The sequence below is a fragment of the Bacillus sp. B28 genome, from assembly GCF_029536185.1.
Classification (GTDB): Bacteria; Bacillota; Bacilli; order Bacillales; family Bacillaceae; genus Bacillus; species Bacillus halotolerans.
Map to the genome: position 1 here is coordinate 729299 of NZ_CP120511.1, position 23409 is coordinate 752707.

Here is a 23409-nt window from a genome sequence, read left to right on the forward strand (position 1 = left end):
ACCAGGTGCAACGCTTGGCTACGACGATTGATAAACGGAAGTTTACGGATGCTGACCTTACTAATATTAGTTATACGCTCTTAGTTGGTCGTGAACATATGGAATATCGCTTAGCTTTATTAGTAACTTCTATAAAAGAACTTGAAGAAAAACTTTATTCTTATATAGCAGGCGAAGAAGCCACCATTGACTTTTTCCAGGGGGCTGCCCATGGAAATGATGATATTTTATCTGTTTTTGGTAAAGAAGAGGAACTGCAGACTGCAATAGAAAAATTGCTCGAAAATAAAAAGTATGAAAGGATTCTTGATTTTTGGACGAAGGGGATTAGTATAGATTGGAATAAACTGTTTGATCAAATGGCAGTCAGACCTCACTTTATTAGCCTTCCGACCTATCCGTTTGCGAAGGAAAAATACTGGGTGCCTTCAGAAATTAAACAGCCGTCTGCAGTATCAACGAACCAGCTCGGTATTATACACCCGCTGGTTCATGAAAATACATCTGATCTTAGTAGGCAGCGTTTCACTTCTGCATTAACTGGAAAAGAGGATTTCCTCTATTCCGTAAATGAAAGCTCTGTTTATCTGCCGGAGTCAGCTCATCTTGAGATGGCCAGGGTTGCGGCAGGAATGTCCGTGGATACTGCCGGTGCTTCAGTCGTGATCAAAGACGTCGAATGGCATACGCCGATTATGCCAGACGGAAATGCCAGTGTGAATATCGCCCTCTATCAAGGGGAAGAAGACGAGATCGAATGGGAGATCTATTCACAAACGGGGGAATTGGAAGAAGAGGCAGAGGTAAGCAGTGAAGGAAAAGCAGGTTTCCGCGAAGGAGCGTCAGCTTCAAAGACCGACCTTCGGGAATTGCGTGCCCGTTTCCCTCATATCGATCATAAACGCCGGACAATCAGCCGACATATTGAAGAGGTATGGACAGGCAACGGATCGCCTGAGGCACATCAATTTCTAATCAAGTTTAAAAAGCCGGATAAAGGAAGCGAAACGTATAAGGAACCCGAAGTATTGATCCCGGGAGTGCTGGAGGCCTGTCTTGAAGCCGTTCATGAAGACGCCTCAAACGGCGTTTCGCAGGCCAGGTTGTCCAGTGTAAAGGAAATGGAGATTCCAGCGGGGGCAGGTCATCCGGTTTGGGGACTTGTCAGCTTACAGCCTGCGGGGCAAAACAAGGTTGATATCACGCTTTATGATGAATCAGGAACACCATCTGGTGTGATTACCGGGCTTGCCTATGTATTCGAGACACCGAAGAAGGTGTCCGCAGACCAGTATGACATGATGACCTTTGAAGAGGCATGGCAGGAAGAAGCATTAACCATGAAGGAACAGGACATCAAAACGGTGGTTGTGTTCCTGACGGATGAAAGCCGCCGTCAGGCTGCGACAGAGAAATTAAAAGAGCTGGGTTCCGGTGCCAAGCCGGTCTTTATCGGCAGCGGGACAGGCTATAAGAGAGAGTCTGAGAATCGGTATACCATTCGTTTAAACGAAAAAAGCGACTATGCGGAATGCTTGAAGGAAATAAAATCCCAAACCGGAAACGCAGAGGCCATATGGTATATGTGGCCGACAGAAGACGCGGAATGTGTGACGGATCCGTCCGGCATGATCTATATGCTTCAGGGATTGGCGGCAGCGGGATTAAAAACCGGAAGGGTTATGATCGCCGGAGGATACAGAGACGGACTGGAACGCTGCCATACGGAATCCTGGATTGGGATCGAGCGGTCCGCCGGCCTCGTTATGCCGGGTTCAAAGGTCAACGTCATCTGTGCGGATCTTAAAGAGACAAGTGCTGCCGAATGGGCGGAAGCGATGTGGAAGGAGCTGCATGCGGAAAAGGCGGAAAGCGTTCTGTATGAAGACGGTCTCCGAAAGGTAAGCAGAATCTCCCCGATTCAGACAGAAAGCTCAAAAAAAGATGTACTCAAAGAAGGCGGCGTCTACCTCATTACAGGAGGCGCAGGCGGCCTCGGCATGATTTTCTCCCGCTGGCTCGCTGATGCGTACAAGGCGAAGCTTATTCTTGTCAATCGAAGCAGCATTGAGGGTAAGAAAGAAAAACTTGAACAGCTGCAGAACGCCGGAGCAGAGGTCATGTATTACAGTGCCGATGTGTGTCATGCAGAGGAAATGAAACAAGCTGTCCAGGCAGGAAAAGCCCGCTTTGGTCATATAGACGGAGTCATCCATGCCGCCGGGATAGAAGGTGGAGGAAGTATACTCGAAAAAGAAATCGAGGAATACTTAAAAACCTTAGAACCAAAAGTTCAGGGAACGCTTGCGCTTGAAGAAGCATTACAGGGAGAGCATCTTGATTTCATCTGTTATTTCTCATCAAGCTCAGCGATCATAGGAGATTTCGGAAACTGTGACTATGCAGTCGGAAACCGATTCCTCATGAGCTACGGGGCATATCGGAACACCCGACATAAAGGGAAGACCGTTGTGGTGAACTGGCCGCTGTGGGAGAGTGAAGGGATGGGCTTTGCCGATGAGCAAAGCAGCCGGATGTACCTCAAGTCCAGCGGACAAAGATTGTTGGAATCAACAGAAGGAACGGAAGTTTTTGAAGCCATTCTTCGCCAGAAACATACTCAGTGGCTTGTCATGATGGGAAACCGGGAGAGAGTATATAAATTCCTGGGGTTAAGTGAAGAAACAAGGGCAAAAACTGAAGTGAAAAGAGCAGCGTTACCTCCCGGAAAAGGCAGAAGAGCTGAAATGAGCGGCTGGAACATAAAACAGTGTGTGATTTGGGAACTAAGGGATGCGATCAGCCAGATTCTTAGAATTTCGAGAGATAAGCTTGACGCAGATGAGAACTTAGCCGACTTCGGCTTCGACTCTATCGGTCTTGCGAAATTTGCCGATGTGTTAAGTGAGCGTTATGAATTAGAGATTACGCCGGATATCTTCTTTGGTTATCCGACGATAGAGAGGTTAAGTCAGTATTTCCTTGAACGTTATTCTGATGAAATGCAGTTTTTTTATCAAGAGGCTGTAGAGGTTTCTGCTGTAACAGAAGAAATTATTACAGAAGTACAAATGGATCAGGTGAAAGAAAGAAAAAGAGTAAGGTATAACCATGCTAGAAAGAGAGTTAAGGCTTCAACTGAAAAAGAGCCGATTGCCATCATTGGAATGAGCGGAAGGTTTCCGGATGCAAGGAATGTAGAGGAACTATGGTCCATTTTACTCGAAGGCAGGGAAGTAATCCGTAAGCTCCCGCATGAGCGAGTTCGATTGTGGCAAGATTATGAAAACACTGAGGCTGGCAAATCAGTGAACAGAAAACTTGGAGTGGTACCGGGAATTGCTGAATTTGACCCTCTTTTCTTTGAACTATCGCCTCGTGAAGCAGAGACGATGGACCCTAGACAGAGGCTGCTCCTTCAGGAATCTTGGAAAGCATTAGAAGATGCCGGCTATGGTTCTAAGTCATTTGGAGATGAAAAGGTAGGTTTTTTCGTAGGAGTAGAAGACGGTGACTATAGGCTTATGACTGGAAGTAAAAGCGGCGTTACTTCCAATAATAATGCTGTGCTTGCCGCCAGACTTTCTTATTTCCTAAACCTTGACGGTCCAAACATGGCCATCAATACGGCGTGCTCGTCAGGACTTGTAGCTGTTCATCAGGCTTGTCAAAGTCTCAGAAACGGAGAATGTGATACTGCCATCGTGGCAGGGGCCAATCTGTTGATTACTTCTGAAAACTATAACAGCATGGAACAAGCCGGAATGTTGTCGGCAGATGGAAAGTGTTATGCCTTTGACAAGCGTGCAAACGGAATGGTGCCGGCTGAAGCCGTGGCCGTTATCGTTTTAAAAAGGCTGTCAAAAGCGGAATCGGATGGTAACCCAGTATACGCAACCGTAGTGGGAAGCGGAATTAATTATGACGGAAAAACAAACGGAATTACAGCGCCAAGCGGACGTTCGCAAAGCCGGCTCATCAAAGAAGTGTACGATCGTTTTCATATCAAGCCAGAAGATATGGAGTATATCGTGACCCATGGAACGGGGACGAAACTCGGTGATCCGATCGAGATTAATGCATTGGCGGAGGCATTTAAAGATTATACAGAGGAAAGAAGTTACTGTGCATTAACGTCCGCGAAACCGAATATCGGTCATACCTTGGCGGCCTCAGGGGTCGTAAGCCTGATAAGCCTTGTGATGGCATTGAAGAAGGAGACCATTCCGGCGAGCATTAATTGTGAACAGGTAAATGACTATATTCAGTGGGAGAACAGTCCGTTTTTCATTAATCGAGAAAATCGAAAATGGACAGATAAAGAAGGGAAAAACAGACTTGGTGCAGTCAGCTCCTTTGGAATGAGCGGTACGAATGCTCATGTCGTGCTTAAAAGCTATACGCCAGAAAGTACTGTAAGAGAGAAGGAAAACACTCAGAACGACAAACCATATTATTTGCTTGTTTTATCGGCCAAAACACCTGAAGCCTTGCAGGGGAAAATTCATGAGATGGCGGGTTTTCTTGAAAAATCTCAAAATAGTGGAGCGATGGACCTGGCAAAAATCAGCTATACGCTGATGGAAGGAAGACATCACTTCGACTGCCGCTGTGCCGTTGTGATCAAAGACACGGAAGATGCGGTCCGAGTACTCAGACAAGCTGAAGGGAACGAAAAACAGCCGAATTTGTTCAAAGGAAGAGTGCCTAGGGACTTTACAGCTCAGAGTGCTATCCGTAAATCTGTGAGGGATCTCATCGACCAAAGTTATAAGGATCAGGAAAATCCGACTAAGTACAGAGAGAGTCTGTATGCATTGGCTGAATTCTACTGCCTAGGCTATGAAGTGTCGTGTCAAGAGCTGTTTGATAATGGGAAGCTAAAAAGAGTCAGTCTTCCTACCTATCCGTTTGCCAAGGAAGAATATTGGATGGATTATCCGGAAGAAATAAATCCTCTAAGTGTAGTACAAGTTGGTTCAATACATCCATTGCTTCACCAAAATACCTCCGATTTATCAGAACAGAGATACAGTTCTATTTTTACCGGAAATGAGTTCTTCTTGGCTGACCATATTATCAAAGGTAAGCGAACGCTTCCTGGAGTAGCCTTTTTGGAAATGGTAAGAGCAGCTGTTCAACTTGCAACAGGCGGTACAGATAAGGACTATGAACGAATAAAACTGCAAAATGTTGGATGGGTTAAACCGATTACCATTACAGATCAGCCCGTACAGGTGAATATTGGGCTTTATCCAAAGAACAGCGGCGAGATTGCCTATGAGGTATATACGGAAACGGACGATACAGCGAAAGGATTTACTGTGCATAGCCAGGGGAGTGCAGTGTTGGTTGAAGGTACAAAATCTTCTGTATTGGATTTGAATTCCATAAAGGCACAGTGCACGGAAACAATAAGTTCAACACAGTGTTATGAGACATTTGAAAGAATGCAGATGCAGTATGGGCCTGGCCATCGAGGAGTCGAGGAAATTCGCATAGGTAAAGGAATTGTCTTTGCAAAAGTAAAAGTACCGGATGCTGTTAAGGACACTGCGGAACAGTATGTGCTTCATCCTAGTATCATGGACGGTATCTTTCAGGCATCCATCGGTTTTGCTATAAGTTCTGGGGACACAGAGATAGAAACAAAGCCCAGCCTGCCATTTGCCATAGATGAGTTGGAAGTATATAGCCGCTGTCATACAGAAATGCGAGCAATCATTCGAAATGTTCAAGGCCGAGATAACAGGGTGATCAAATACGATATTGACCTTTGTGATGGCGAAGGAAATATATGTGCACGCATAAAAGGCTACACTTCACGTATGCTGGATGGAAGCATTGGAGAAGGAAAGCCGATCGAAACAAAGATTATGGAAATTGAATGGAAAGAAGCGCCGGTATCAAGACAAACACATGAATACAATCGTCATATCGTTTTTTATTGTGACAGAGAGAATATCCCAGACGAACGCCAATATCGGGCTGGAGGCATCAGTACTCTAATTCGCAGTATAAGCCTAAACAGCAGTGATGATAAAAAAGATTCACGTTTTAAAACTTATGCGGGAAAAGTATTTAAGGAGATAAAGGATATTCTTGCAGACCGAGATGGAGGCAGTGTACTTCTTCAAATAATCGTTCCAGGAAGTGAGGAAGGGAAGCTTTACAGTGGAATGGTGGGAATGTTAAGGACTGCTTGTCAAGAAAATCCGAAATTATCGGCACAGTTTATAGAGATAGATGCAGAAGAAAATAATGCGGACATTATCTCAATCATAAAGTCGGAGAAAAACAATCCAGAAGACAAACATATCCGATATACAAATCGAAAAAGATATGTTGCTGAATGGAAACAGGTGAAAACAACTGAAAAAGCAGAGCTGCCATGGAAAGATGGCGGAACGTATCTTATAACTGGAGGAGCGGGAGGCCTCGGACTGATTTTTGCGAAAGAGGCTGCACAGAAAATAGGTAGAGGAACACTTATTTTAACGGGACGTTCACAGGAAAATGACCGAATTAGAGAGCATCTTACAGAACTTCAGAAAATGGGGATGAATAGTCAGTATCGACAGGTTGATGTGTCGGATAGCAAGCAGGTAGAGGAATTAATATCTAGTATTGTTAAGCAAGACGGAGGATTGGATGGAATTATTCACAGTGCCGGAATCATAAAAGACAATTACATTATTAAAAAGACACAGGAAGAATTCATAGAGGTCCTTGAACCGAAAGTATCTGGAATCGTCAACATTGATGAGGCATCCGCAGATCTTGATATGGATTTCTTCATAATTTTTTCTTCTATATCTGGGAGCCTTGGAAATCCAGGACAGTCTGATTATGCGGCAGCCAATGAGTTCATGAGTGCTTATGCTGGTTATAGAAATAAGCTGGTTGCCAAGGGACAGCGAAAAGGGAAAACACAGTCTGTTAATTGGCCGTTATGGAAGGAAGGCGGAATGGGAATCGGCGAAGAGAAAGAGAGAATCATGGAAAGAAATACTGGATTCATCGCCATGCCGACAGAAAGTGGAATCAAGGCATTCTATGATTGCTGGGCAACAGACAGTGAAAGAGTACTTTGCCTGACTGGTAACATTGACAAAATCATTGATGGAATGAATAAACAGGAGCCATACATAACGGCAGTTCAAGTGAATGCGTCACAAGAGGAACAGCATAGTGGATTTGAAACTAAGCCGGAATTTTTAAAAGAAAAGACTGCGAATTACCTTAAGAAGGTTTTATCAGAGGTACTGAAGTTACCAGCAACCCGTATAGAAACAAATGCCCCTATGGAGAAATACGGAATTGATTCTATTTTGGTCTTGGAACTGACCACCAAATTAGAGAGTATATTCGGAACATTGCCAAAGACACTATTCTATGAATACCAAACTCTCTGGGAATTAAGTGGATATTTTCTAGCCTCATACAGGGAACAGCTGAATAGGCTTATTGGTATTGAGGTAACTGAGGCTCCGAGGATTGAAACTATAAGTATACCTGAGAAGAAAGATAAGTCGATTCAGACTAGAAGAAAGACTAGATTTATGAATCATCAGGAACCTGAGGCTGAAAAGAGTGCTAGAGAGGCAATGGATATTGCAATTGTAGGAGTATCAGGTAAATATCCTATGGCAGAAAATGTACAGGAATACTGGGATAATCTGCGTGATGGGAAGGATTGTATTACTGAAATACCGAAGGATCGCTGGGATTATCGACCCTATTTTGATCAGAACCTAAACAAGACCGGTAAAACATACAGTAAATGGGGAGGATTCATCGACGGAGTGAAACACTTCGATCCGCTGTTCTTTAACATTTCACCGCGTGAGGCTGAAACCATGGATCCGCAGGAAAGACTGTTTCTTGAATGTGTATATGAAACTCTCGAGGATGCGGGATATACACCAGAAATGCTCAGAAAAAATAAAGACAGCGGACTTGGGGGTGATGTAGGTGTTTATGTTGGGGTTATGTATGAAGAGTATCAACTGTATGGTGCTCAGGCCCAAAGCCAGGGAAGACCGATTACATTATCAGGAAGTGCTGCATCAATTGCTAATCGTGTATCTTATTATTTTAACTTCCATGGACCAAGTATGGCGGTAGACACCATGTGCTCTTCATCGTTGACATCCATTCATCTGGCATGCCAGGCCCTACAGCAGGGCGGGTGTGAAGCGGCGATTGCCGGAGGAGTAAATGTATCAATTCATCCGAACAAATATCTAATGCTGTCACAAGGAAAATTCGTTTCAAGTAATGGAAAATGTCTAAGTTTTGGCGAAGGCGGAGATGGATATGTTCCTGGGGAGGGCATTGGAGCCGTAATGCTCAAGAAACTCTCAAAAGCAGTAGAAGATGGAGACCATATATACGGAGTTATAAAAGAGACTGCTCTAAATCATGGAGGAAAGACAAACGGTTACACTGTACCAAATCCTAATGCCCAAAGGGAAGCAATTGGAAAAACACTGAAGCGTGCCGGAATCAATCCTAGAACAATCAGTTATATAGAGGCTCACGGAACAGGTACTGCTTTGGGAGATCCAATCGAAATTTCGGGATTGACTCAGGCATTCAGAGAGTATACGGATGACAAACAATTCTGTGCAATCGGATCAGCTAAGTCCAATATTGGACATTGTGAAAGTGCAGCGGGAATTGCAGGAATAACCAAAGTGCTAATGCAAATGAAACACGGAGAAATTGCTCCATCTCTCCATTCAAAATCGCTGAACCCCTATATTGACTTTGAAAATTCACCATTTGAGGTACCACAGTATTTAAGGAAATGGAAAAGACCAATCATAAAGGAAAACGGTGCAGAAAAGGAATATCCGAGAAGAGCCGGAATTTCTGCCTTCGGTGCAGGAGGTTCCAATGCCCATGTAATAATCGAAGAGTATCGTTCAGAGGACAGTATTCAAAAAATACCGTCAGGAAAGCATGAGACAGCAGTTATTATCTTATCTGCAAAAAGCAGCGAACAGTTGAAAGAACGTGCGCGAAGGCTGCATGCAGAAATAAAACAAAACCGTTACAAAGATGAGGACCTAGCATCCATCGCCTATACTCTTCAGGTAGGGAGAGAGGCCATGGAATATAGAATGGGCATGCTTGTATCAGGAATCCAACAGCTTGAGGGAAATTTGGCTGCATTCCTAGGAGGGCGCACAGATATAGAAGACTTTTATCAGGGATATGCAAAGAGTTCGAATGGAGATATGGCCATATTTGCGAATGATGAAGACATAGTCAAAGTCATCGAATTGTGGGGATTGAAAGGAAAGTATAGAAAACTTGTGGATTACTGGGTAAAAGGGTTTGATCTTGATTGGGAAAAGCTATATCACAATACTAAACCACGCAGGGTCAGCCTGCCTGTCTATCCATTTATGAGAGAAGAGTATTGGGTAACCGATATACCAGAATCGCAGCCTCTTTCGAATGCAGATATGACTGGTATAACACATCCGTTACTTCATCAGAATATATCTGATATTAACGGGCAACGTTTTAGTTCCTGGTTTACGGGGAGAGAAAAGTTCTTCAAGCAAGGTTTAAATCAGGGAGATGGGGTTTTATTAGAAGGAGCTCATATTGAGGTAGCGCGTATAGCTTCCAGCCTTTATATGAATAATCACGAATTTACACTTACATTAAGGGATGTTACGTGGAACAAACCAGTTATTGTAAATGAGGATTCCAGTCAGATTCAAATTGCTTTGTACGAAGCAAATGATGGTGAAGTTGAATGGGAGCTTTATGGTGAAAATGATATAGACAGAGAAGGACACATATGCAGCGAAGGTAAGGCGGTTTTCATGGAGATGATTACACCTGAGATCCTCGATCTTAATGCTCTGCGTGAGATTTACTCCCATAATGTATTTTCTAATATGGCAGATGCTGCAGACACTCACTCAGAGTTTACTCGTTATATTGAGGAGCTGTGGTCAACTGAAGAGCTTGCTGTTGGTGAGACAAATGAACTTTTAATTAAGTTTAGTGATTCTATCTCTAATGAAAATGAAGAGGCTAAAAATCCGATAATATTTGAGCCGGCTATACTCGATTCATGTTTGCATGCATTTCATTTATATAGCGGTAATTTCTGTTATGGAGCAAAAGCAGTGAGTATGGAGGAAGCGGAGTTCATCGTTGGGTCAGGCTCATACATCTGGGGAGTGGTTCGTGTCAATAAGATGGTTGGTGTTCACGATACAGATGTTTTAGAGATGGATATTGATTTCTGTGACGAGCATGGAAATCTATTAAGTTATATTACAGGTTTGAGATACATTAGTACAAATCAGGGCGAAACAGGAGCTGATCCTTCACTATGGTGATTAAATCTCACATGAATTCTAAACATACTACTGAAGAACCTTTGACCGATTATAGATTATTTAGTCAAGAGGAAACGAAGGTAAGAGAAGAAAAGCAACAAGCCCAGAAACCGGTAAAAGGGAGAAAGCCTGAAATGAAAGGCTGGACTTTAAAAGAGTGCGTACTATGGGAAATAAGAGACTTAGTAAGCAAGATACTCAGAATTCAGAGAGAAAAGCTGGAGGCTGATGAAAACCTTGCGGACTTTGGGTTTGATTCAGTAAGTCTTTCTGAATTCGCGAACGCATTAAGTAACCGCTATGATATCGATATCACACCTGATGTGTTTTTTGCCTATCCAACCTTGGATAGACTGAGCGGATATTTACTTAAACGTTATTCTGATGAAATGAAAATATTTTATCAGGAGGGTGTAGAAGTAATCCATACAGCAGAAGAGGGAGCTTCTGCTATAGTCAACAAATCATTAGAGAACAGAAACATTGAAAATAGGAGAAGAAATACAAGGCGTAATCGTCCAGGCAGGAAAACTTCTAATATGAGGGAAGAACCGATTGGTATCATTGGTATGAGCGGACGATTCCCGGATGCATGGAATGTGGAAGAATTGTGGTCCATCCTATTTGAGGGAAAAGATGTCATTCGTGAAGCACCGCATGAACGTGCCGAATGGTGGGAAGGTGATACGCACGACGGCAAAGCAGCGAACAGGAAATTTGGAGTCGTGCCGGGAGTAGATGAATTTGATCCTTTCTTCTTTGAACTATCACCTCGTGAAGCAGAGATGATGGATCCCAGACAGAGATTGCTGCTTCAGGAAACATGGAGTGCACTAGAGGATGCTGGTTACGGGTCTGGGTCTTTTGAAGGTGAGAAGATAGGGATGTTTGTAGGAATAGAGGAAGGTGATTACAGGCTGTTAGTAGGGAGTGAGGGAGGAATCACTTCTAATCATAATGCCATCCTTGCGGCAAGACTTTCCTATTTTCTGAATCTAGACGGACCGAATGTCGCTATCAATACGGCGTGCTCGTCAGGACTTGTAGCTGTTCATCAGGCTTGCCAAAGTCTCAGAAACGGAGAATGCGATACTGCCATCGTGGCGGGGACCAATCTTTTGACCACGCCCGAGGGTTACGACAGTATGGACAAGGCAGGAATGCTGTCTTCAGACGGAAAGTGTTATGCCTTTGATAAGCGTGCAAACGGAATGGTACCAGCAGAAGCTGTGGCTGTCATCGTCTTAAAAAGACTTTCGAAAGCTGAAGAGGACCGCAACCCTATTTATGCAACAATAGTAGCAAGCGGGATTAATTATGACGGAAAAACAAACGGAATTACTGCGCCAAGCGGACGTTCACAGAGCAATCTCATCAAAGAAGTCTATGAGCGCTTTTATATCAATCCAAGGGATATGGAATACATCGTGACCCATGGAACGGGGACAAAGCTCGGTGATCCGATCGAGATTAATGCATTGGCGGAGGCATTTAAAGATTATACAGAGGAAAGAAGTTACTGTGCATTAACGTCCACGAAACCGAATATCGGTCATACCTTGGCGGCCTCAGGGATCGTAAGCCTGATAAGCCTTGTGATGTCGTTGAAGAAGGAGACCATTCCGGCAAGCATCAATTGTGAACAGGTAAATGACTATATTCAGTGGGAGAACAGTCCGTTTTTCATTAATCGAGAAAATCGAAAATGGACAGATAAAGAAGGGAAAAACAGACTTGGTGCAGTCAGCTCCTTTGGAATCAGCGGTACGAATGCCCATGTGGTGCTCCAGAGCTATGCCTCTAAAGGAAATATAAAAAAACGTGTACATGGAAAGACAGAACTTCCGTTTTATCTTATTGCGTTATCAGCGAAAACGCCAGCAGCTTTATGGAAAAAGATATATGACTTAACGGATGTACTTGAAAAAAACAGAAAAATTGGAGCGGAAGAACTGGCTGAAATTAGTTATACAATGATGGATGGAAGACATCATTTCGACCATCGTTTTGCTATGGTGATTAAGGACAGGGAAGACGCAGTCCATGTACTCAGGCACGCTGATGAAAATGAAAAACTCCCCAATCTATTTACGGGAAGTTTGCCAAAAGACTTTAAAGCACAGTCTGCTATCAGTAAATTTGTAGAGGATTTAATCGAAGAATGTCGTGCGGAGCAAGGGAATCCGACCAAGTACCGAGAGAACCTATTTGCGTTGGCCGAGTTTTATACCCGTGGCTATACGTTGTCTTGTAAATCACTTTTTGCGGATATGATTCCTAATAAAGTCAACCTTCCTCATTATCCATTTGCAAAAGAAAAATATTGGGTGCCATCTGAAATTAAGCAGTCAATAGGAAAGAATTTTATTCAAGACAGCTTCATACACCCGCTGGTTCATGAAAATACATCTGATCTTAGTAGGCAGCGTTTCACTTCTGCATTAACTGGAAAAGAGGATTTCCTCTATTCCGTAAATGAAAGCTCTGTTTATCTGCCGGAGTCAGCTCATCTTGAGATGGCCAGGGTTGCGGCAGGAATGTCCGTGGATACTGCCGGTGCTTCAGTTGTGATCAAAGACGTCGAATGGCATACGCCGATTATGCCAGACGGAAATGCCAGTGTGAATATCGCCCTCTATCAAGGGGAAGAAGACGAGATCGAATGGGAGATCTATTCACAAACGGGGGAATTGGAAGAAGAGGCAGAGGTAAGCAGTGAAGGAAAAGCAGGTTTCCGCGAAGGAGCGTCAGCTTCAAAGACCGACCTTCGGGAATTGCGTGCCCGTTTCCCTCATATCGATCATAAACGCCGGACAACCAGCCGACATATTGAAGAGGTGTGGACAGGCAACGGATCGCCTGAGGCACATCAATTTCTGATCAAGTTTAAAAAGCCGGATAAAGGAAGCGAAACGTATAAGGAACCCGAAGTATTGATCCCGGGAGTGCTGGAGGCCTGTCTTGAAGCCGTTCATGAAGACGCCTCAAACGGCGTTTCGCAGGCCAGATTGTCCAGTGTAAAGGAAATGGAGATTCCAGCGGGGGCAGGTCATCCGGTTTGGGGACTTGTCAACTTAACGGGGCAAAACAAGGTTGATATTGCGCTTTATGATGAATCAGGAACACCATCTGGTGTGATTACCGGGCTTGCCTATGTATTCGAGACACCGAAGAAGGTGTCCGCAGACCAGTATGACATGATGACCTTTGAAGAGGCATGGCAGGAAGAAGCATTAACCATGAAGGAACAGGACATCAAAACGGTGGTTGTGTTCCTGACGGATGAAAGCCGCTGTCAGGCTGTGACAGAGAAATTAAAAGAGCTGGGTTCCGGTGCCAAGCCGGTCTTTATCGGCAGCGGGACAGGCTATAAGAGAGAGTCTGAGAATCGGTATACCATTCGTTTAAACGAAAAAAGCGACTATGCGGAATGCTTGAAGGAAATAAAATCCCAAACCGGAAACGCAGAGGCCATATGGTATATGTGGCCGACAGAAGACGCGGAATGTGTGACGGATCCGTCCGGCATGATCTATATGCTTCAGGGATTGGCGGCAGCGGGATTAAAAACCGGAAGGGTTATGATCGCCGGAGGATACAGAGACGGACTGGAACGCTGCCATACGGAATCCTGGATTGGGATCGAGCGGTCCGCCGGCCTCGTTATGCCGGGTTCAAAGGTCAACGTCATCTGTGCGGATCTTAAAGAGACAAGTGCTGCCGAATGGGCGGAAGCGATGTGGAAGGAGCTGCATGCGGAAAAGGCGGAAAGCGTTCTGTATGAAGACGGTCTCCGAAAGGTAAGCAGAATCTCCCCGATTCAGACAGAAAGCTCAAAAAAAGATGTACTCAAAGAAGGCGGCGTCTACCTCATTACAGGAGGCGCAGGCGGCCTCGGCATGATTTTCTCCCGCTGGCTCGCTGATGCGTACAAGGCGAAGCTTATTCTTGTCAATCGAAGCAGCATTGAGGGTAAGAAAGAAAAACTTGAACAGCTGCAGAACGCCGGAGCAGAGGTCATGTATTACAGTGCCGATGTGTGTCATGCAGAGGAAATGAAACAAGCTGTCCAGGCAGGAAAAGCCCGCTTTGGTCATATAGACGGAGTCATCCATGCCGCCGGGATAGAAGGTGGAGGAAGTATACTCGAAAAAGAAATCGAGGAATACTTAAAAACCTTAGAACCAAAAGTTCAGGGAACGCTTGCGCTTGAAGAAGCATTACAGGGAGAGCATCTTGATTTCATCTGTTATTTCTCATCAAGCTCAGCGATCATAGGAGATTTCGGAAACTGTGACTATGCAGTCGGAAACCGATTCCTCATGAGCTACGGGGCGTATCGGAACACCCGACATAAAGGGAAGACCGTTGTGGTGAACTGGCCGCTGTGGGAGAGTGAAGGGATGGGCTTTGCCGATGAGCAAAGCAGCCGGATGTACCTCAAGTCCAGCGGACAAAGATTGTTGGAATCAACAGAAGGAACGGAAGTTTTTGAAGCCATTCTTCGCCAGAAACATACTCAGTGGCTTGTCATGACGGGAAACCGAGAGAGAGTATATAAATTCCTGGGGTTAAGTGAAGAAACAAGGGCAAAAACTGAAGTGAAAAGAGCAGCGTTACCTCCCGGAAAAGGCAGAAGAGCTGAAATGAGCGGCTGGAACATAAAACAGTGTGTGATTTGGGAACTAAAGGATGCGATCAGTCGAATTCTTAAATATCCAAAAGAAAAGCTGAATATAGATGAGGGTTTAGGTGACTTCGGCTTCGACTCTATCAGTCTTGCGGAATTTGCCGATGTGTTAAGTGAGCGTTATGAATTAGAGATTACGCCGGATATCTTCTTTGGTTATCCGACGATAGAGAGGTTAAGCCAGTATTTCCTTGAACGTTATTCTGATGAAATGCAGGCGTTCTATCACGAGGGTGAGGAAGAAGGTTCTTTAACAACACCACCGGAAAATAGAGGACCGAAAATAAGAAAGATCCGTTCCGAAAAATTGGAGACGAAACAGAAGAAACAGGCGGTTGAAAAAGAACCAATTGCCATCATTGGAATGAGCGGAAGGTTTCCAGATGCAAGGAATGTAGAGGAACTATGGTCCCTCCTGCATGAGGGAAAAGATGTCATTCGCAAACCTCATGAACGTGCAGAATGGCTAGAAACTCATAAGGACGACGGCAGAGCAACAAACAGAAGTTTCGGAGTGGTACCGGGAGTTGATGAATTTGACCCTTTCTTCTTTGAATTATCACCACGTGAAGCAGAGATGATGGATCCCAGACAGAGGCTGCTGCTTCAGGAAACATGGAAGGCATTAGAAGATGCCGGCTATGGTTCCAAGTCATTTGAAGACAGAAAAATAGGGATGTTTATAGGAATTGAGGAAGGCGACTACAGGCTGTTAGTAGGAAGCGAGGCGGGCGTCACTTCAAATCATAATGCCATTCTGGCGGCACGACTTTCTTATTTCTTAAACCTTGATGGCCCAAACATGGCCATCAATACGGCGTGCTCGTCAGGACTTGTAGCTGTTCATCAGGCTTGCCAAAGTCTCAGAAATGGAGAATGCGATACTGCCATCGTGGCTGCGGCCAATCTTTTGACCACCCCCGAGGGTTACGACAGTATGGACAAGGCCGGAATGTTGTCGGCAGATGGAAAGTGTTATGCCTTTGACAAGCGTGCAAACGGAATGGTGCCGGCTGAAGCCGTGGCAGTTATCGTTTTGAAAAAGCTGTCAAAAGCGGAATCGGATGGTAACCCAGTATACGCAACCGTAGTGGGAAGCGGAATTAATTATGACGGAAAAACAAACGGAATTACCGCGCCAAGCGGACGTTCGCAAAGCCGGCTCATCAAAGAAGTGTACGATCGTTTTCATATCAAGCCAGAGGATATGGAGTATATCGTGACCCATGGAACGGGGACGAAACTCGGTGATCCGATCGAGATTAATGCATTGGCGGAGGCATTTAAAGATTATACAGAGGAAAGAAGTTACTGTGCATTAACGTCCGCGAAACCGAATATCGGTCATACCTTGGCGGCCTCAGGGGTCGTAAGCCTGATAAGCCTTGTAATGGCATTGAAGAAGGAGACCATTCCGGCGAGCATCAATTGTGAACAGGTAAATGACTATATTCAGTGGGAGAACAGTCCGTTTTTCATTAATCGAGAAAATCGAAAATGGACAGATAAAGAAGGGAAAAACAGACTTGGTGCAGTCAGCTCCTTTGGGATGAGCGGTACGAATGCCCATGTCGTGCTTCAAAGCTATACGCCAGAAAGTACTGTAAGAGAGAAGGAAAACACTCAGAACGACAAACCATATTATTTGCTTGTTTTATCGGCCAAAACACCTGAAGCCTTGCAGGGGAAAATTCATGAGATGGCGGGTTTTCTTGAAAAATCTCAAAATAGTGGAGCGATGGACCTGGCAAAAATCAGCTATACGCTGATGGAAGGAAGACATCACTTCGACTGCCGCTGTGCGGTTGTGATCAAAGACATGGAAGATGCAGTCCGAGTACTCAGACAAGCTGAAGGGAACGAAAAACTGCCGAATTTGTTTAAGGGGAGAGTACCAAAGGATTTTACAGCTCAGAAAGCTATCCATAAATCTGTGAGAGGTCTCATCGAACAAAGTCATAAGGACCAGGAAAATCCGGCTGAATACAGAGAGAATCTGTATGCATTGGCTGAATTCTACTGCCTAGGCTATGAAGTATCGTGTCAAGAGCTGTTTGATAATGGGAAGCTGAAAAGAGTCAGTCTTCCGACCTATCCGTTTGCGAAGGAAAAATACTGGGTGCCTTCAGAAATTAAACAGCCGTCTGCAGTATCAACGAACCAGCTCGGTATTATACACCCGCTGGTCCATGAAAATACATCTGATCTTAGTAGGCAGCGTTTCACTTCTGCATTAACTGGAAAAGAGGATTTCCTCTATTCCGTAAATGAAAGCTCTGTTTATCTGCCGGAGTCAGCTCATCTTGAGATGGCCAGGGTTGCGGCAGGAATGTCCGTGGATACTGCCGGTGCTTCAGTCGTGATCAAAGACGTCGAATGGCATACGCCGATTATGCCAGACGAAAATGCCAGTGTGAATATCGCCCTCTATCAAGGGGAAGAAGACGAGATCGAATGGGAGATCTATTCACAAACGGGGGAATTGGAAGAAGAGGCAGAGGTAAGCAGTGAAGGAAAAGCAGGTTTCCGCGAAGGAGCGTCAGCTTCAAAAACCGACCTGCAGGAATTGCGTGCCCGTTTCCCTCATATCGATCATAAACGCCGGACAACCAGCCGACATATTGAAGAGGTATGGACAGGCAACGGATCGCCTGAGGCACATCAATTTCTAATCAAGTTTAAAAAGCCGGATAAAGGAAGCGGAACGTATAAGGAATCCGAGGTATTGATCCCGGGAGTGCTGGAGGCCTGTCTTGAAGCCGTTCATGAAGACGCCTCAAACGGCGTTTCGCAGGCCAGATTGTCCAGTGTAAAGGAAATGGAGATTCCAGCGGGGGCAGGTCATCCGGTTTGGGGACTTGTCAGCTTACAGCCTGCGGGGCAAAACAAGGTTGATATCACGCTTTATGATGAATCAGGAACACCATCTGGTGTGATTACCGGGCTTGCTTATGTATTCGAGACACCGAAGAAGGTGTCCGCAGACCAGTATGACATGATGACCTTTGAAGAGGCATGGCAGGAAGAAGCATTAACCATGAAGGAACAGGACATCAAAACGGTGGTTGTGTTCCTGACGGATGAAAGCCGCCGTCAGGCTGCGACAGAGAAATTAAAAGAGCTGGGTTCCGGTGCCAAGCCGGTCTTTATCGGCAGCGGGACAGGCTATAAGAGAGAGTCTGAGAATCGGTATACCATTCGTTTAAACGAAAAAAGCGACTATGCGGAATGCTTGAAGGAAATAAAATCCCAAACCGGAAACGCAGAGGCCATATGGTATATGTGGCCGACAGAAGACGCGGAATGTGTGACGGATCCGTCCGGCATGATCTATATGCTTCAGGGATTGGCGGCAGCGGGATTAAAAACCGGAAGGGTTATGATCGCCGGAGGATACAGAGACGGACTGGAACGCTGCCATACGGAATCCTGGATTGGGATCGAGCGGTCCGCCGGCCTCGTTATGCCGGGTTCAAAGGTCAACGTCATCTGTGCGGATCTTAAAGAGACAAGTGCTGCCGAATGGGCGGAAGCGATGTGGAAGGAGCTGCATGCGGAAAAGGCGGAAAGCGTTCTGTATGAAGACGGTCTCCGAAAGGTAAGCAGAATCTCCCCGATTCAGACAGAAAGCTCAAAAAAAGATGTACTCAAAGAAGGCGGCGTCTACCTCATTACAGGAGGCGCAGGCGGCCTCGGCATGATTTTCTCCCGCTGGCTCGCTGATGCGTACAAGGCGAAGCTTATTCTTGTCAATCGAAGCAGCATTGAGGGTAAGAAAGAAAAACTTGAACAGCTGCAGAACGCCGGAGCAGAGGTCATGTATTACAGTGCCGATGTGTGTCATGCAGAGGAAATGAAACAAGCTGTCCAGGCAGGAAAAGCCCGCTTTGGTCATATAGACGGAGTCATCCATGCCGCCGGGATAGAAGGTGGAGGAAGTATACTCGAAAAAGAAATCGAGGAATACTTAAAAACCTTAGAACCAAAAGTTCAGGGAACGCTTGCGCTTGAAGAAGCATTACAGGGAGAGCATCTTGATTTCATCTGTTATTTCTCATCAAGCTCAGCGATCATAGGAGATTTCGGAAACTGTGACTATGCAGTCGGAAACCGATTCCTCATGAGCTACGGGGCATATCGGAACACCCGACATAAAGGGAAGACCGTTGTGGTGAACTGGCCGCTGTGGGAGAGTGAAGGGATGGGCTTTGCCGATGAGCAAAGCAGCCGGATGTACCTCAAGTCCAGCGGACAAAGATTGTTGGAATCAACAGAAGGAACGGAAGTTTTTGAAGCCATTCTTCGCCAGAAACATACTCAGTGGCTTGTCATGACGGGAAACCGGGAGAGAGTATATAAATTCCTTGGGTTAAGTGAAGAAACAAGGGCAAAAACTGAAGTGAAAAGAGCAGCGTTACCTCCCGGAAAAGGCAGAAGAGCTGAAATGAGCGGCTGGAACATAAAACAGTGTGTGATTTGGGAACTAAAGGATGCGATCAGTCGAATTCTTAAATATCCAAAAGAAAAGCTGAATATAGATGAGGGTTTAGGTGACTTCGGCTTCGACTCTATCAGTCTTGCGGAATTTGCCGATGTGTTAAGTGAGCGTTATGAATTAGAGATTACGCCGGATATCTTCTTTGGTTATCCGACGATAGAGAGGTTAAGCCAGTATTTCCTTGAACGTTATTCTGATGAAATGCAGGCGTTCTATCACGAGGGTGAGGAAGAAGGTTCTTTAACAACACCACCGGAAAATAGAGGACCGAAAATAAGAAAGATCCGTTCCGAAAAATTGGAGACGAAGCAGAAGAAACAGGCGGTTGAAAAAGAACCAATTGCCATCATTGGAATGAGCGGAAGGTTCCCAGGTGCAAGGAATGTAGAGGAACTATGGTCCCTCCTGCATGACGGACGGGAAGTAATCGGTGAGGTGCCATATGAGCGCGCCGAATGGCGGGAAAGTCAGAATAATACTGAGGATAGAAAAGAAGTGAACAAAAGATTCGGGGTAATTCCAGGTATTTCCGAATTTGACCCTCAGTTTTTTGAAATATCCCCGCGTGAAGCAATTAATATGGATCCCAGACAGAGACTGCTGCTTCAGGAAACATGGAAGGCATTGGAGGATGCCGGCTATGGTTCCAAGTCATTTGAAGACGAAAAAATAGGAATGTTTGTTGGAATCGAGGACGGGGATTACAAACTGTTAGTTGACGAAGAGGCCGGGATTACTTCAAACCATAATGCCATTCTGGCGGCGCGACTTTCTTATTTCTTAAACCTTGATGGCCCAAACATGGCCATCAATACGGCGTGCTCGTCAGGACTTGTAGCTGTTCATCAGGCTTGCCAAAGTCTCAGAAACGGAGAATGTGATACTGCCATCGTGGCAGGGGCCAATCTATTGATTACTCCTGATAGTTATAACGGGATGAATAAGGCGGGCATGTTGTCGGCAGACGGAAAGTGTTATGCCTTTGACAAGCGTGCAAACGGAATGGTGCCGGCTGAAGCCGTGGCCGTTATCGTTTTAAAAAGGCTGTCAAAAGCGGAATCCGACGGTAACCCAGTATACGCAACCGTAGTGGGAAGCGGAATTAATTATGACGGAAAAACAAACGGAATTACCGCGCCAAGCGGACGTTCGCAAAGCCGGCTCATCAAAGAAGTGTACGATCGTTTTCATATCAAGCCAGAAGATATGGAGTATATCGTGACCCATGGAACGGGGACGAAACTCGGTGATCCGATCGAGATTAATGCATTGGCGGAGGCATTTAAAGATTATACAGAGGAAAGAAGTTACTGTGCATTAACGTCCGCGAAACCGAATATCGGTCATACCTTGGCGGCCTCAGGGGTCGTAAGCCTGATAAGCCTTGTGATGGCATTGAAGAAGGAGACCATTCCGGCGAGCATTAATTGTGAACAGGTAAATGACTATATTCAGTGGGAGAACAGTCCGTTTTTCATTAATCGAGAAAATCGAAAATGGACAGATAAAGAAGGGAAAAACAGACTTGGTGCAGTCAGCTCCTTTGGAATGAGCGGTACGAATGCTCATGTCGTGCTTCAAAGCTATACGCCAGAAAGTACTGTAAGAGAGAAGGAAAACACTCAGAACGACAAACCATATTATTTGCTTGCCTTGTCCGCTAAAACATCTGAAGCATTACAGCAAAGAATCTTTGATCTGATAGAATTCTTTGAGGAAAACAAGTCGATTGAAGGAGAATTACCCGAAATCAGCTATACCCTAATGGAAGGAAGACATCACTTCGATCATCGCTGTGCCGTTGTGATCAAAGACACGGAAGATGCAGTCCGAGTACTCAGACAAGCTGAAGGGAACGAAATACTGCCGGATCTATTTAAAGGAAGAGTGTCAAGACACTTTATAGCTCAGACCGGTCTCAGTAAAGCGGTGAAGGATTTAATAAAGCAGAGCCATGTGGATGAAGAAAATTCGAATAAGTATAAAGAAAGTCTGTGCGCTTTGGCTGAGTTGTACTGTTTGGGTTATGAAGTATCCTGCGAGAAAATATTTAATATTGAAAAACTTAATAGAGTCAATTTACCGACCTATCCGTTTGGCAAAAAGCATTACTGGGTCCATAAAAAAGTCAATAGAATTCACCAGAGCAACGAGGAAACGGCAATACCAAAGGATAACATTAAAGCAATTGCCCGAGAGCAGATCACAATGGTTAACATGAATCAAGCAGAGGAAACCAGTAAAAGAACGGGGACACTCGATAAAATAAAAGCGTCAAAAATAATCTTAACAGAAGAATTGGATGTACCTGTTGAAATCGTTGCAACTGCTGAAACAGCTTATGAAAAACCGAAAAATATAAGGTTAAAACCGTTGATGCAGTTACCTAGTATTTCTGAAGAAGAGGAAACAAAAACGAACATTCTGCAACCTTTATCGGATCCGGATTATGGCAAAAGTCCAGGGCTATCTGTACAAGAGCTGCTGGATGAATTAATGGAGAGTTTAGCGGAAGAGCTGTATACGGATGTCGTGGACATTGAGGCAGACAGAAGTTTTATAGAGCTGGGACTTGACTCGATCATTGGCATTGAATGGATTCGTACGATAAACAAAAAATTCAAAACTTCAATAAGTACGACGAAAATTTACCAGTACCCGACACTTATGGAATTTACGAAATATTTTTCCGATGTGCTCAAAGCAACGACAGAGGCAGAAGAAGTGCCTAAAAACATCAGTGAAAAACGGGAAGCGAAAACTCTTAAGCCGTTAGTGAGGTTGTCGGATATTACGGGAAAAGTGGAACCAGCAAAGACAGACACCCTGCACCCGTTATCTTCACATAAGAACTTTGCGGTACAGAGTAGTAATCAGATAAGCACAGGGCTTTCTGCAGAAGAACTGCTGAATGAACTAACGGAAAGTTTAGCAAAGGAACTGTATATGGATGTTGAGGATATTGAGACAGACAGAAGTTTTACAGAGCTGGGGCTTGACTCAATCATCGGAGTTGAATGGATTCGTGATGTAAATAAAAAATTCAAAACATCAATAAGTATGACAAAGGTTTATCAGTATCCAACACTTATGGAATTTGTGACATATCTTTACGATGTAATCGAAAAGATGACAGGAGCACAGGAATGCAGTGAAAATCAGGAAGAGAAATCTCCTAAGTCGTTATCCAGGCTGCCGAAATGTACGGAAAAAGAGGATCGGGTAAAAACAACCATTCAACAATCGTTTTCAGAACCAACCGAGGAAGAAGGAACAGCAACAACAAGCCAGATAAATTCAAGATTATTTATGAAAGAGTTGCTCACTGAATTAACGGAAAGTTTAGCAAGGGAACTATACATGGATGTGAAGGAAGTCGATCCAGAAGCAAGCTTTACAGAGCTTGGACTTGACTCAATCATAGGTGTTGAATGGATTCGCGCTGTAAACCAGAAATTCAAAATATCAATAAGTATGACAAAGATTTACCAGTATCCAACACTAGCGGATTTTACGAGATATCTGTACGAAGTACTTGAAAGTATGAATAAAAGCCAAGAAGGCGATGAGGTTGAGGAATTACTATGGCAAGTATATCAAGGGGAAGTTGATATTAATTATGCGGAGAAGCTGATAGGGACGAACCGGAAGAAGGGATGACAACATGGAATTAAAAGATATTCTAAAAGCGTTGAATGAGAAAAAAATAACGCCAGAAGAGGCTAAAAAAAAACTGCAAGAATTTAATTCCAGCTTTGATGAAGATAAACCAAATATAGTTTCTGAGGATTCCAATAAGAATATAAGTAATCTAAATTCTAAAATATATGAAGCTGAAAACTCTGGAGGCA

1 protein-coding gene and 1 pseudogene are annotated in these 23409 nt (G+C 44.5%); both read left to right on the top strand.

Translation table 11 applies throughout. The features are described 5' to 3' along the window. Nucleotides 1-20: 20 nt before the first annotated feature. Nucleotides 21-10370, top strand: a pseudogene (locus tag P3L57_RS03690) (SDR family NAD(P)-dependent oxidoreductase); the annotation flags it as partial. A 134-nt stretch (nt 10371-10504) separates the two neighbouring features. Continuing rightward, nucleotides 10505-23218 (top strand): SDR family NAD(P)-dependent oxidoreductase, encoded by a 12714-nt coding sequence (locus P3L57_RS03695; protein ID WP_277617505.1) that lies wholly within the window; start codon nt 10505-10507, stop codon nt 23216-23218. The last annotated feature ends 191 nt before the right edge of the window (nt 23219-23409 follow it).